We start from the raw sequence: 12,753 nt of genomic DNA, 5'->3' as shown, positions 1-12,753 counted from the left end.
CGATCTCTCCGCCACCATTGCGGGCGCCTTGAAAAGAAACTGTATCGTCAGCCACAGAACGTAGAAATAGGCAAAATGAAGGATCTTCCCGTCTGCGAACTGACGCAGCGGCTTGTCTACGCCGCGCATGAAGAACAGACCCGACGCCAGGAAAAAGGCCGGCATGCGCATCGGCTGGCTGATCTCGACGAAGACATGCATCCAGCCGTCGCTGCCGGCCGCTTTTTCCACTCCGATGACGGAATGCAGCATGACGACAAGAAGGATGCAGAAGCCCTTGAGGTAATCGACCCAGGCGACGCGGCCCGATTCGATATGAATGTAGTCCCGGGCGCCGCTGAGCGCCGCGGCGCGATCCTGCTTTTCCACATAGGCCATCGGAGATTCCATTCCGCACAGATTGCGCCGGCCAAATTAGCAGGCGGCGGCAAGGGAAGCGTTAATTTCGGCGTGCTCGCGCCGGCGCGTTAACAAAACGATTAACGCCCCCTTAAATTGCCGCAATTAAAGTCCAATCGCCCACCGTCACAAAAGCCGCTGGAACCCATGGCCGGAAAACGCAAAAAGCAGCCCCGTATCGAACCCTCCATGGGCAAACGCCGCACCCGTAGCGGCGATCTTCGCGCCAGTGCCATGGATCGCGTGGCGGGCGGGAGCCAGGCGGGAAAACGCAAACACGGGAAAAGCCGTAAATCATCTTCCCGCGGACGGCGCAAGTCGCGCTCGGGCGCCGCAAGGCGCGGCTTTTCGGGATTTCTCAGGCGCGGCCTTTACTGGTGCTGTGTGATCGGCCTGTGGCTCGGAATCGCCGTTGGCGGTGTCGTCGCGTTCTACGGCGCCAAGATGCCGAGCGCGACCACATGGTCCGTTCCGGACAGGCCGCCGAACGTCAAGATCGTTTCCAGCGACGGCCGCACGATGGCCAATCGCGGCGCGACAGGGGGCGAAGCGCTGCCGCTGTCACGCATGTCGCCCTATCTTCCGCAGGCCGTGCTGGCCATCGAGGACCGGCGCTTTTACTCCCATTTCGGTGTCGATCCTATCGGACTGGCGCGCGCCATGGTCAGCAACGTCATGGCCGGCCGCATGGTTCAGGGCGGATCGACCCTGACGCAGCAACTGGCGAAGAACCTTTTCCTTTCGCCGGACCGGACGATCGAACGCAAGGTGCAGGAGGTGCTGCTCGCGGTCTGGCTCGAGCACAAATTCACCAAGGATCAGATATTGGAAATGTATCTGAACCGGGTCTATTTCGGCTCCGGCGCCTATGGTGTCGAGGCGGCGTCCCGCCGCTATTTCAAGAAGCCGGCCCGTGACGTCAACCTGGCCCAGGCGGCGCTGCTCGCCGGACTGCTGAAGGCGCCCTCGCGGCTGTCGCCGGCGCGCAATCCGGACGGCGCCGAGGCGCGCGCCCAGATCGTGCTCGAGGCCATGCGCGAGGAGGGCTTTGTCACCGACCGGGAAATCACCACGGCCATGACGCAGCCGCCGACACGCGCCAAGAGCTACTGGACGGGCGCGGAGAATTACGGCGCGGATCTGGTCATGGACCGGCTGGGGGATGTGATCGGCGGCAAGATCACCACCGATCTCATCGTCGACACGACCATCGATTTCAAACTGCAGCAGCAGGCCGAGAAGGCGATCCGCAAAGCCATTGATGGCAACGGTCAAAAACTGAAGGTCTCGCAGGGCGCGCTCGTTTCCATCGACGGATCGGGCGCGATCAGGGCCCTGGTGGGCGGCTATGATTATTCGGTCAGCCAGTTCGATCGGGCCACCAAGGCGAAGCGTCAGCCCGGATCGGCGTTCAAGCCGTTCGTCTACGCCGCCGCGCTGGAAATGGGGCGCACCCCGAATTCCGTGCGCAATGACGCGCCGATCAGGATCGGCAGGTGGACGCCTTCAAACTATGATGAAAAGTACCGGGGGCCGGTGACGCTGTCGGAGGCCCTGTCCAAGTCGCTCAACACGGTGGCGGCCCAGCTGGTCATGGAGGCCGGCGCCGGTAATGTGGCGAAGACCGCACGGCGCCTCGGCATCGAATCGAAACTTCAGACCAACGCGTCGATCGCGCTCGGAACGTCCGAGGTGACCCTGACCGAGCTGACGGCCGCCTATGCGCCCTTCATGAACGGCGGTTACAAGGCGACGCCGCATGTCATACGCCGGGTGCGCACCGCCGACGGCAAGGTGCTCTACGAAAACACCTACGACAACCCGCCGCGGGTGCTGCGTGCGGATATCATCGCCATGATGAACGGCATGCTGGTCCGGGCGGTCAACGAGGGCACCGGCCGCAAGGCGCGGCTCGGCGGCCACCAGGCCGCGGGCAAGACCGGCACGAGCCAGGCATTCCGCGATGCGCTGTTTGTCGGTTACACTTCCAACCTGACCACGGGCGTCTGGTTCGGAAACGACGACGGCAGGCCGACGAGGAACGTCACCGGCGGTTCGATGCCGGCGATCGCCTGGCAGGATTTCATGCAGGCGGCCCATAGCGGCCGCTCAAGCGCCAGGCTGCCGGGCCAGTACGATGTGCCGAGCGATCCGGACCGCATCGCCGTGCCGGTCACCCGGCCGTCGCAGCAACAGGTTCGCAGCCCGTCCGGCGATATCGCAAGGCCCACCGAACCGGCCGGCGAATGGCAGCCGCATATCGCCGAGGAACGCACCGCATCGACCCGCGGGCCGGTGCCGCCGGCGGAAATCGGGCGCCGCCAGCCAAACGAGACGACCAGTCTACTGGACATCATCCTGGGGCGCTGACGCGGCAGTCGTCGACCTTTGCCGATACGGCACAGGCGCCGGACAGCAACAGCGACTTTGCGGCGATGCCTTCACCGGAGCTGATGCAAAAAGGCAACAGTGGTTTTGTTAAGACGTTGATCGCGTTTTGCAGTATTGCAAAAACAGCGGGGGCGCGGTTTGTTGCCCGTCATTCGACTACGTTTCCTCAAATGACGTGGCGGGGGACCTTTCAGGAATGCGATTTCTTCCTGGGATCGCCGCGTTGGGCATGGCGCAACTGTGTTGGGGCACAGTTGCGCTGGCGTCCGATGGTGACTTCAACCGGATCGAGATCGGCAAATATGCCAAGAAATGGGAGGCGCGCTTCGGCGGCGGCGCCTTCGATCAGGGACCGGCTTCCGCCAACAGTTTCGACGGTGCTGTTATCAATGCCGAGATATTGGCGCCTTCACCCTACTTTCTCGATGCCATAGGGTCGCCGCGCCCGTATATCGGCACGGACATCGCCATTTCGGACAATCCGGTCAACACCGTCTATACCGGTCTGAACTGGCAGGTTCATCTGGCACCCTGGCTTTATGTCGGGTTCAGCGGCGGCGGAGCCTGGGCCGACTCGCGGGTCACCACCAACACAACGACCAATATAACCAAGGATCTCGGCTCGAACTGGCTGTTCCACATTCAGGCAAGCGTCGGAATCGACATCACACCGGCGCTGTTGATCGAAGTCTTCTACAACCACTTCTCCAATGCCAGCATCGCGGATTTCAATGTCGGTCTCGAAGCGGTCGGCGGGCGCATGGGATACCGCTTCTAGCGCCGGCTGTAACGGTCACGCCTTTAGATTGATTCGAAAAGGCAGGATCGCCCTTTGATTGCGCACTGTTCAAAAAATCCCTCAAGCCGCGATTCAGGGCTTTTCAGACCCCTGTCTGCAATGCTATCGGCGGTCACGCAAAGAGCGAAGGTCGAATCCGAATCCTGCCTTGCAGTCCCATAACGGCTTTCTTATATACCCTTCAACTACGGCGCCCTGCCGGACGCTGGGGGATATACCGCTAGGGACTGTCACAAGGAACGCCTCCAAGGGTCCTGACAGTTCGCTTCAAGGAGAATGTACAAATGGCAAAAGTTATTGGTATCGACCTGGGAACCACCAATTCCTGCGTCGCCGTCATGGACGGAACCGACGCCAAGGTCATAGAGAACGCGGAAGGCGCCCGCACAACGCCGTCCATGGTTGCATTCAGCGACGATGGAGAACGCCTCACCGGACAGCCCGCCAAGCGCCAGGCTGTCACCAATCCGGAAAACACGCTTTTCGCCGTCAAGCGACTGATCGGTCGCCGCTATGACGACAAGATGGTCGAAAAGGACAAGGGCCTGGTTCCCTACAAGATCGTCAAGGCGGACAATGGCGATGCCTGGGTCGAAGCCGGAGGCACCAGCTATTCGCCGTCGCAGATTTCGGCGATGATCCTTCAGAAGATGAAGGAAACGGCAGAGGGCTATCTCGGTGAAACCGTCGAGAAAGCCGTCATCACGGTGCCGGCCTACTTCAACGACGCCCAGCGTCAGGCCACCAAGGATGCCGGCAAGATTGCCGGTCTTGAGGTTCTTCGCATCATCAACGAGCCGACAGCGGCGGCGCTCGCCTACGGTCTCGACAAGAAGGAAGGCAAAACCATCGCGGTCTATGACCTGGGTGGCGGCACGTTCGACATCTCGGTCCTCGAGATCGGCGACGGTGTCTTCGAGGTCAAGTCGACCAACGGCGACACCTTCCTGGGTGGTGAAGACTTCGACATGCGGCTGGTCGATTATCTGGCCACCGAGTTCAAGAAGGATCAGGGCGTCGATCTGAAGAACGACAAGCTGGCCCTGCAGCGCCTCAAGGAAGCCGCCGAGAAGGCCAAGATCGAACTGTCCTCGTCGGCCCAGACCGAAATCAACCTGCCCTTCATCACCGCCGACCAGAGCGGACCGAAGCACCTGACCATGAAGCTTTCGCGCGCCAAGTTCGAAAGCCTGGTCGAGGATCTGGTCCAGCGCACGGTCGATCCGTGCAAGGCGGCGATCAAGGATGCCGGCATCCAGCCGGGCGAGATCGACGAGGTGGTTCTTGTCGGCGGCATGACCCGCATGCCGAAAGTCCAGGAAGTCGTGAAGAAGTTCTTCGGCAAGGAGCCGCACAAGGGCGTGAACCCGGACGAGGTCGTCGCCATGGGCGCCGCCATCCAGGCCGGCGTGCTTCAGGGCGACGTCAAGGATGTCCTGCTGCTCGACGTGACGCCGCTGTCGCTGGGTATTGAAACCCTCGGTGGTGTGTTCACCCGTCTGATCGACCGGAACACGACGATCCCGACCAAGAAGTCGCAGGTCTTCTCGACGGCCGAGGACAATCAGAATGCGGTCACCATTCGCGTCGCACAGGGCGAGCGCGAAATGGCTTCCGACAACAAGATGCTTGGCCAGTTCGACCTGGTCGGCATTCCGCCGGCGCCGCGCGGCGTACCGCAGATCGAAGTGACCTTCGATATCGACGCCAACGGCATCGTCAACGTGTCGGCCAAGGACAAGGGCACCGGCAAGGAGCATCAGATCCGCATCCAGGCATCCGGAGGCCTGTCCGACGACGACATCGAGCAGATGATCAAGGACGCCGAGAGCAATGCCGAGGCCGACAAGGCGCGGCGCGATGCGGTCGAGGCAAAGAACCAGGCCGAAAGCCTCATCCATTCGACCGAGAAGTCGCTGGCCGACTATGGCGACAAGGTTGGTGAAGAGGACCGGAACGCGATCAGCGATGCACTCGCGGCCCTGAAAGCTGCCGTGGAAGCTGAAGAGCCCGACGCCGAGGACATCAAGGCCAAGACACAGACCCTCGCGGAGGTTTCGATGAAGCTCGGCCAGGCCATGTACGAGGCCCAGCAGGCTGAAACCGCCGAATCCGACGCAGCGGCCGACGCCGCCGCATCCGGAGAGGATGTCGTCGATGCCGATTTCGAGGAAATCAACGACGACGACGAGAAAAAGTCGGCTTAACCGGCCAGCCGGTGCGCCCCTTGCCGAGGCGGCGCACCGGCTGTGTAATCCGGTCGGGTTTCGGGAGACCGGCTTTTGACATTGCCGCAAAATCCATTCAATCATTCCGCCGGGCGTATCCCTGGAGCCATTGCACAAGACAACCGGACAGTGACAGGCGTATTTCGTTCCGCGGAGCACATTGATGGCCAAGACTGATTTCTACGAGATTCTGGGCGTATCGAAGGGCGCCAGCGACAAGGATTTAAAGAGCGCCTTCCGTCGTCTCGCGATGAAGTATCATCCGGACAAGAATCCCGACGACACGGACGCCGAGCGCCGGTTCAAGGAAATCAACGAAGCCTATGAGACGCTGAAGGACCCGCAGAAGCGGGCCGCCTACGATCAGTTCGGACATGCCGCGTTCGAACAGGGCGGTCCGGGTGGCTTCGGTGGCGGATTTGGCGGCGGTGCCGGTGGTTTCTCCGATATTTTCGAGGATATATTCGGCGAGATGATGGGCGGCGGACGATCCCGCCGAAGCGCCGGCGGCCGCGAACGCGGCGCCGACCTGCGTTACAATATGGAGATCACGCTCGAGGAGGCCTTTGCCGGCAAGACCGCGCAGATCCGCGTGCCGACCTCGGTCCAGTGCGAAGAGTGTTCGGGCTCCGGCGCCAGGCCCGGCAGCCAGCCGGTCACGTGCGCCACCTGTCACGGCTCCGGCCGCGTGCGCGCCTCCCAGGGCTTCTTCTCGGTCGAACGCACGTGCCCGACCTGCCATGGCCGCGGCGAAACCATTTCCGATCCCTGCCCCAAATGTTCCGGACAGGGCCGGGTCACCGAAGAGCGCTCGCTGTCGGTCAATATCCCGGCCGGCATCGAGGACGGCACGCGCATTCGCCTTGCCGGCGAGGGCGAGGCGGGCCTGCGCAGCGGCCCGTCGGGCGATCTCTACATCTTCCTGTCGGTCAAGCCGCACGAGTTTTTCCAGCGCGACGGCGCCGATCTCTACTGCATCGTGCCGATTTCCATGACCACCGCCGCGCTCGGCGGCCAGTTCGACGTCGTCACGCTCGACGGGGCGAAGACCCGGGTGAAGGTGCCGGAAGGGACACAGGCGGGACGACAGTTCCGGCTCAAGTCGAAAGGCATGCCGGTCCTGCGGTCCTCGCAGACCGGCGATCTCTACATCCAGATCTCGATCGAGACACCGCAGCGGCTGACCAAGAAACAGCGTGAGCTGCTGGAAGAATTCGAAGCGCTGTCGTCGCACGACAACAACCCGGAATCGCACGGGTTCTTTTCCAAGATGCGGCACTTTTTCGACACGCTGAGCGAATAGACGGATGCGGCAACACCTGCAGCAACACGTTGCCGACAAATTCGGTCGAAAATTCCGTTTTTTCAAGGGCCTGATGAGCCAGCCCAAATCCGTCGGCGCCATCGTGCCGACGTCGGTTTTCATGGCGCGGCGCATGGCGAGCGTCGCCAACCCGGCCTCCGGACTTCCGGTTCTGGAGCTGGGGCCCGGAACCGGCGTGGTCACAAAAGCGATCCTGCGGCGCGGCATCGTATCGGAACGGCTGGTGTCGATCGAATATTCCGAAGAGTTCTGCAGGCATCTGAAAAAGGACATGCCTGATATCACATTCATTCACGGCGATGCATTCCGGCTTGAAGAGACGCTGGGAGCGTTGCGTTCGGCCAGCTTCGACTGTGTCATCTCCGGCCTGCCGCTGCTCAACTTTCCGGTCGCCGACCGCCTGAAGCTGCTTGAGGACGCGCTCGGCCGCATTCCCGCCGGCCGGCCGTTCCTGCAGTTCTGCTACGGTCCGCTGCCGCCCATTCCGCCCGGACGCGGTCACTACACGGTCAAACGGTTCGGCTGGGAGTTCAGAAATATCCCGCCGGCACAGATGTGGCTCTACAGGAGGGGCGAGGGATGAACAGCACAGAAGCGGCCGGGTCGCCGCGCATTCTCGTCTTTGCCGGCTCGGTCAAGAAGACATCGATCAATGCCAGGCTTGCCGAAGCGGCGCAGAAGGTCTTGAGCGGCCTCGGGGCCAGCGCAACCCGGGTGTCGCTCACCGATTATCCGATGCCGCTTGTCAATGAAGACCTGAAGAACGACGAGGGCATCCCGAAGGCGGCGATGGATCTCGGGCGCCTGATTGCGGATCATGACGGCGTTTTCATCGCCAGCCCGGAATACAACGCCTCGATACCGCCGCTGGTGAAAAACACCGTCGACTGGGTCAGTCTCATCCGCACCATGGACGGGCAGGCCGTCAAGCCCTGGCAAGGCCGCTATGTGGCCCTTGGCGCCGCCTCGAACGGAAAGCTCGGCGGCATCCGCAGCCTCTATCAGTTGCGGGCGGTCATGATGGCCGTCGGTTGTCAGGTCATCACCGAGCAGTGCGCCGTTGGCGGCGCCTCCGACGCCTTCGGTGCCGATGGCGGCATTGCCGACGAGCGAACCGCCGCAATGCTCGAGAGGACCTGCCGGTCCCTGGTCGACCATTGCAGACGGCACGCCTCTTCCGTCTGAGTGCGGTCCGCCGCATCCGTTTTCGCGGGCACACGTCCTTGCCCCCGTCCGCGTCACGGTCTAGACCGTGACGCGGGATACCACCTGAACACACGGGGAGAAGCCAATCATGCAGGATGCCGGATCACGCCTGATCGTCGGCCTGGACGTTCCGACCACCGACAAGGCGGCGGCCATCGTGACAAAACTCGGCGATACGGTCGGGTTCTACAAGATCGGCCATCAGCTTGCCTTTGCCGGAGGCCTGGGGTTCGCGCGCGACCTCATTGCCGACGGCAAACGCGTTTTCCTCGACATGAAACTGCTCGACATCGACAACACCGTCGCCAAAGGCGTCGAGAACATTGTCAAAATGAACGTCACCATGCTGACGCTGCACGCCTATCCGAAGGCGATGCGCGCGGCTGTCGAAGCGGCGCGGGGATCGCAGCTTTGCCTGCTTGGGGTGACCGTCCTCACGTCGATGGACGATATGGACGTAAAGGAGGCGGGCTATGCAGACGACGCTCGAACGCTGGTCCTGAAGCGCGCGCGGCAGGCGTTCGAAGCCGGTATGGGCGGCATTGTCTGCTCGGCGTCCGAGGCTGCGGCGGTGCGCGAGACCGTTGGCCCGGATATGGCCGTCGTCACACCCGGCATCCGGCCGGCCGGGGCGGACCATGGCGACCAGAAACGTGTCGTGACGCCGGCCGATGCGCTGCGCAGCGGCGCCAGCCATCTGGTTGTCGCCCGCCCGGTGGTCGCCGCACCTGACCCGCTCGCCGCGGCGAACGCCATCTTGTCGGAGATGGACGGCGTTCCGGCGTAAAAACGGTGTCGTGAACAATAGGAGGAAACCATGTCGAAAGCCTACTGGATCGCCAGCGTCGAGGTGAAGGATCCCGAACGCTACAAGGATTATGTCTCGACCGCCCGGCCCGCGTTTGAACGCCACGGCGCAAGGTTTCTGGCTCGTGGCGGCGCCGTCGATGTGCTGGAGGGCGAACCGCGCGCCCGCAACGTGGTGATCGAATTCGCATCGATGGAGGATGCGCGCGCCTGCTACGATTCAAAGGAATACCAGGCCGCCAAGGCGATCCGTCAGACCTGCGCGGACGCCACCATGTTGCTGGTCGAGGGCCATGAACCCTGAGCGGATACGGGCTTCAGATTATCCGGTCCGGCCCATGCGGACAGGGGAAGAGCCGCGGGTTCATGACCTCGACAAGGCGGCGGCGGCCCAGTTTGCCGATATCGATATTGCCGCTGAACGCCCGCTGACAGGCCCTGCCGCTCCGCGCGATTCAGCGCTATATGTGATGCGGTCCACGGGCACTTCACCTTGTGCGCCCTTTTGACTAAGAAACAGCCTGATAAGGCGTTTACCGCGGAAAGCGAACATGACTTTGAGCAACGAACCCAAACTGGTCACGGTATTCGGCGGTTCCGGTTTTGTGGGGCGCTATGTCGTGCAAGCGCTGGCCAAACGCGGCTACAATATACGCGTCGCCGTTCGCAGGCCCGACCTTGCGGGCTTCCTGCAACCCCTCGGCAATGTCGGGCAGATCGCCGCGATCCAGGCCAATCTGCGCAACCGCGCATCGGTCGACCGGGCCGTCAAGGGCTCGGACCATGCGGTCAACCTCGTCGGCATCCTTTTTGAAAGCGGCCGCAACAATTTCGACAGCGTCCAGCAATTCGGAGCCCAGGCGGTGGCGGAAGCCTGTCGCGCGGAAGGCATCGGCCTGACGCATATGTCGGCCATCGGCGCGGACAGTGCCGGGCAGTCGCAATATGCGAGCAGCAAGGGCCGGGCCGAGGAAGCCGTTCGGAAGATCGTTCCGGACGCCACCATTGTGCGGCCTTCGATCGTCTTCGGTCCGGAGGACGGGTTCTTCAACAAATTCGGTGAGATGGCACGGTTTTCCCCGGCGCTGCCGCTGATCGGCGGCGGCAAGACACGGTTCCAGCCGGTCTATGTCGGCGACGTTGCCGAAGTGGTGGCGAGAAGCGTTGACGGAACCATCGAACCCGGCCGGACATGGGAACTGGGCGGGCCGGAGGTCCTCGATTTCAGACAATGCCTCGAATTGCTGCTGCAGATGATCGGCCGGAAGCGCATGTTCATGCCGATCCCGTTCTGGGCCGCCGGCCTGCTTGGCCGGATCATGCAGAACGTGCCGCTCATCGATCCCGTGCTGACACAGGATCAGGTTGTTTTGCTGCGCAAGGACAACGTTGTTTCAGACGAGGCGAAGAAGGACGGGCGGACCCTTGCCGGTCTCGGCATCGAGGAAACCACCCTCGAAGCGATCCTGCCGTCCTATCTGGTGCGCTTCAAGCCCGCCGGGCAGTTTACAAAAGACCTGTCCATCTGATCCCGCGGCCGGTTTGGAATCTCTGCTCGATCTGCTGTTTCCCGAGAGCGTCCAGGCACATTTCGCGGTGCTTTTGATCGCGGCGAGTTTTGTCACATCGTTCATCGCGGCATCTGTCGGCATCGGCGGCGGAGCCACGATGATCGCCCTGATGTCCTATCTCGTGCCGGCCGCGGCACTGATTCCGGTGCACGGCGCCGTGCAGTTCGGCTCCAATGCGGGCCGGACAATCATATTGCGCGCGCATATCGACTGGCCGCGCATTGCCGCCTTTTCCGCCGGCGCCGTCTTCGGCGCCACCGCCGGCGCGGCGATCGCGGTGCGGATGAACAGCGGGCTTGTCCTGATCGGCCTTGGCCTTTTCATTATCGCATCGACCTGGATCCCGATCCGCCGGTTGGCTGCGATCAGGTTGCGTGGCCTTGCCGCAATCGGAGCGTTGACGACCTTTCTCGGGATGTTTTTCGGGGCCACCGGCCCGATCAATGCTGCGCTGCTTTCCAACAGTTTCCCGCAAAGGCAGACACTTGTCGGTTCGCTCGCCGCACTCACGAGCGCACAGCACGGCTTCAAGATCATCGGTTTTGCCGTCGTCGGCTTTGCCTTCGGGCCGTGGCTGCCGCTGATCGCCCTGATGATCGTCAGCGGCTTTGCCGGCACGCTCGCCGGATCGAAGCTTCTGAGCGCAATGCCGGAAAAGGGATTCCGGCTGGCGTTCAAAGTCGCCCTGACAGCCCTTTCCGCCGGAATGATCTACCGTGGCGTTAACATTGTTTACTGAATATTAAGGAAATACTATTGAACAGGATTGAGACAGCGCTTACATGCTGTCGCAAATCATTAGGAATTGACTGGTACACTCGGCTTCGCCGCTCTCGGCGAGGCTTCCGTTTGCGGAAAGGGGGCAGTTTCAGTCAAATCCGCTGTTGGGGATAAGACGGGTTTCGGGTTCATGACAGAACAAAAAATGATGGGCAGGGCTATTTTTTCATCGTTTATCATTGCTGGCGCCGTCATACTGGCCGCGGCATTTCTCGCACCAAAGGCCGGAATGAGCAGCGACAGCGGCTGTAATGCCGCCTACGGCATCGACAACTGCGCCGATTCGGCCAGCGGCAACGGCTGACACTCCGTTTCACCGATTATCAGTAGGTCGCCCGTCCACCGGACAGGTCGAACACCGCGCCCGTGGTGAATGAATTGTCGGGCGACACCATCCAGACGATCATCTTTGCCGCTTCCTCAACCTCGAGGAACCGGCCGCGCGGAATCTTGCCGAGCATGTAATCGATATGCTCCTGGCTCATCTGGTCGAAAATGCGGGTGCGCGCGGCGGCGGGGGTGACGCAATTGACCGCAATGTCGAGCCCGGCCAGTTCCTTGCCCAACGATTTGGTCAGGCCGATGACCGCCGCCTTCGAGGCCGAATAGGCCGAGGCGTTCGGATTGCCTTCCTTGCCCGCGATTGATGCGACATTGACGATACGGCCGTAGCCCTCGGCCTTCATGCCCCTGACGATGACGCGGTTGACGTAAAAGGTTCCGTGCAGATTGATGTCGATGACCTGATGCCAGGCGGAGACGTCATAGGTATCGAGCGGCGCGTTCGGCCCCGCAATCCCGGCGCTGTTGACAAGGATCGTCGGCACGCCGGCGAGCGCGCAGGTCGCCTCATAGGCCTTTTCGACAGATGCGCCGTCGGTAATATCGCACGCGACGGCATGGGCTTTTTCGCCAAGGCTTTGCATCGCCCGGGTGTTGCCGGGATCGATGTCCCAGCTGACCACGGCCGCCCCAAGCCCGGCAAGCCGCCGGGCAACGGCAAACCCTATGCCCTGCGCAGCGCCGGTGACAACGGCAATCCGTCCTTCCATATCGCACTCCCTGCTGTTCAATTCGCAACGGTTTGCGGTGCAGCTTGACGCCACGGGCCCAAACCGGCATTGCGGACAATCTCCTGAAGCGCGAAGGTCGCGCCGATGCACACGCGCGGGCCGACACCCGAAGGGCGGATACTGAAACCGGCCGATCGCGTAGGGTTGAACGGCTGCATCCATGATCTTTTCGAGC

Annotated in this window: 13 protein-coding genes and 1 pseudogene; 11 read left to right on the top strand and 3 right to left on the bottom strand. The window is 62.1% G+C overall.

The features are described from left to right. On the bottom strand, positions 1-378 hold a 378-nt coding region (locus tag AC5E6N_RS01110), incomplete at its 3' end, for an acyltransferase family protein (protein ID WP_491746058.1). 168 nt (positions 379-546) lie between these two features. Here AC5E6N_RS01110 and AC5E6N_RS01105 point away from each other — a divergent pair. The 11 genes from AC5E6N_RS01105 (at position 547) to AC5E6N_RS01055 (ending at position 11,809) form a co-directional block, all read left to right on the top strand. Continuing rightward, positions 547-2,769: a transglycosylase domain-containing protein gene (locus AC5E6N_RS01105; protein WP_491746057.1), complete on the top strand. Its 2,223-nt coding sequence runs from the start codon at positions 547-549 to the stop codon at positions 2,767-2,769. Between the two features lie 217 nt (positions 2,770-2,986). Continuing rightward, complete coding sequence (locus tag AC5E6N_RS01100; protein ID WP_491746056.1) at positions 2,987-3,568, top strand: acyloxyacyl hydrolase; 582 nt, start codon at positions 2,987-2,989, stop codon at positions 3,566-3,568. A gap of 305 nt (positions 3,569-3,873) precedes the next feature. Next, the gene (gene dnaK / locus AC5E6N_RS01095; protein ID WP_491746055.1) at positions 3,874-5,796 is read left to right on the top strand and encodes a molecular chaperone DnaK; all 1,923 of its coding nucleotides are present in this window, start codon (positions 3,874-3,876) and stop codon (positions 5,794-5,796) included. A gap of 184 nt (positions 5,797-5,980) precedes the next feature. Continuing rightward, a complete protein-coding gene (gene dnaJ / locus AC5E6N_RS01090) occupies positions 5,981-7,120 on the top strand; it encodes a molecular chaperone DnaJ (protein ID WP_491746054.1) in 1,140 nt (379 codons plus the stop codon). A gap of 4 nt (positions 7,121-7,124) precedes the next feature. Continuing rightward, a complete protein-coding gene (gene pmtA / locus AC5E6N_RS01085) occupies positions 7,125-7,724 on the top strand; it encodes a phospholipid N-methyltransferase PmtA (protein ID WP_491746053.1) in 600 nt (199 codons plus the stop codon). Beyond that, positions 7,721-8,326 carry an NADPH-dependent FMN reductase gene (locus AC5E6N_RS01080; RefSeq protein ID WP_491746052.1) on the top strand — a complete coding sequence of 202 codons (606 nt, stop codon included), beginning with the start codon at positions 7,721-7,723 and terminating at the stop codon, positions 8,324-8,326. Before pmtA ends, AC5E6N_RS01080 begins: the two co-directional genes overlap by 4 nt. Positions 8,327-8,435: 109 nt before the next feature. After that, on the top strand, positions 8,436-9,134 hold the full coding sequence (pyrF, locus tag AC5E6N_RS01075; protein WP_491746051.1) for an orotidine-5'-phosphate decarboxylase: 699 nt from the start codon (positions 8,436-8,438) through the stop codon (positions 9,132-9,134). Positions 9,135-9,164: 30 nt separating this feature from the next. After that, on the top strand, positions 9,165-9,458 hold the full coding sequence (locus AC5E6N_RS01070) for a DUF1330 domain-containing protein (protein WP_491746050.1): 294 nt from the start codon (positions 9,165-9,167) through the stop codon (positions 9,456-9,458). A gap of 247 nt (positions 9,459-9,705) precedes the next feature. Then, positions 9,706-10,683 (top strand): complex I NDUFA9 subunit family protein, encoded by a 978-nt coding sequence (locus AC5E6N_RS01065; protein ID WP_491746049.1) that lies wholly within the window; start codon positions 9,706-9,708, stop codon positions 10,681-10,683. A gap of 13 nt (positions 10,684-10,696) precedes the next feature. After that, the gene (locus AC5E6N_RS01060; RefSeq protein ID WP_491746048.1) at positions 10,697-11,464 is read left to right on the top strand and encodes a sulfite exporter TauE/SafE family protein; all 768 of its coding nucleotides are present in this window, start codon (positions 10,697-10,699) and stop codon (positions 11,462-11,464) included. Positions 11,465-11,635: 171 nt separating this feature from the next. Further along, positions 11,636-11,809: a hypothetical protein gene (locus tag AC5E6N_RS01055; RefSeq protein ID WP_491689585.1), complete on the top strand. Its 174-nt coding sequence runs from the start codon at positions 11,636-11,638 to the stop codon at positions 11,807-11,809. 19 nt (positions 11,810-11,828) lie between these two features. Here the strand turns inward: AC5E6N_RS01055 and AC5E6N_RS01050 are convergent, their stop codons facing one another. After that, a complete protein-coding gene (locus AC5E6N_RS01050) occupies positions 11,829-12,557 on the bottom strand; it encodes an SDR family NAD(P)-dependent oxidoreductase (RefSeq protein ID WP_491689586.1) in 729 nt (242 codons plus the stop codon). Positions 12,558-12,631: 74 nt separating this feature from the next. Then, positions 12,632-12,713, bottom strand: a pseudogene (locus AC5E6N_RS01045) (cytochrome P450); the annotation flags it as partial. Between the last annotated feature and the right edge of the window lie 40 nt (positions 12,714-12,753).

Source organism: Hoeflea sp. (genome assembly GCF_984452065.1).
This window is presented reverse-complemented; position numbering and strand designations above follow the sequence as displayed.

Excerpts from the sequence above, each read along its gene's own strand:
- AC5E6N_RS01065 (WP_491746049.1), top strand. The coding sequence starts at position 9,706 with ATGACTTTGAGCAACGAACCCAAACTGGTCACGGTATTCGGCGGTTCC.
- AC5E6N_RS01105 (WP_491746057.1), top strand. The coding sequence starts at position 547 with ATGGCCGGAAAACGCAAAAAGCAGCCCCGTATCGAACCCTCCATGGGC.
- AC5E6N_RS01100 (WP_491746056.1), top strand. The coding sequence starts at position 2,987 with ATGCGATTTCTTCCTGGGATCGCCGCGTTGGGCATGGCGCAACTGTGT.
- AC5E6N_RS01070 (WP_491746050.1), top strand. The coding sequence starts at position 9,165 with ATGTCGAAAGCCTACTGGATCGCCAGCGTCGAGGTGAAGGATCCCGAA.
- pyrF (WP_491746051.1), top strand. The coding sequence starts at position 8,436 with ATGCAGGATGCCGGATCACGCCTGATCGTCGGCCTGGACGTTCCGACC.
- AC5E6N_RS01055 (WP_491689585.1), top strand. The coding sequence starts at position 11,636 with ATGACAGAACAAAAAATGATGGGCAGGGCTATTTTTTCATCGTTTATC.
- AC5E6N_RS01080 (WP_491746052.1), top strand. The coding sequence starts at position 7,721 with ATGAACAGCACAGAAGCGGCCGGGTCGCCGCGCATTCTCGTCTTTGCC.
- dnaJ (WP_491746054.1), top strand. The coding sequence starts at position 5,981 with ATGGCCAAGACTGATTTCTACGAGATTCTGGGCGTATCGAAGGGCGCC.
- pmtA (WP_491746053.1), top strand. The coding sequence starts at position 7,125 with ATGCGGCAACACCTGCAGCAACACGTTGCCGACAAATTCGGTCGAAAA.
- dnaK (WP_491746055.1), top strand. The coding sequence starts at position 3,874 with ATGGCAAAAGTTATTGGTATCGACCTGGGAACCACCAATTCCTGCGTC.
- AC5E6N_RS01050 (WP_491689586.1), bottom strand. The coding sequence starts at position 12,557 with ATGGAAGGACGGATTGCCGTTGTCACCGGCGCTGCGCAGGGCATAGGG.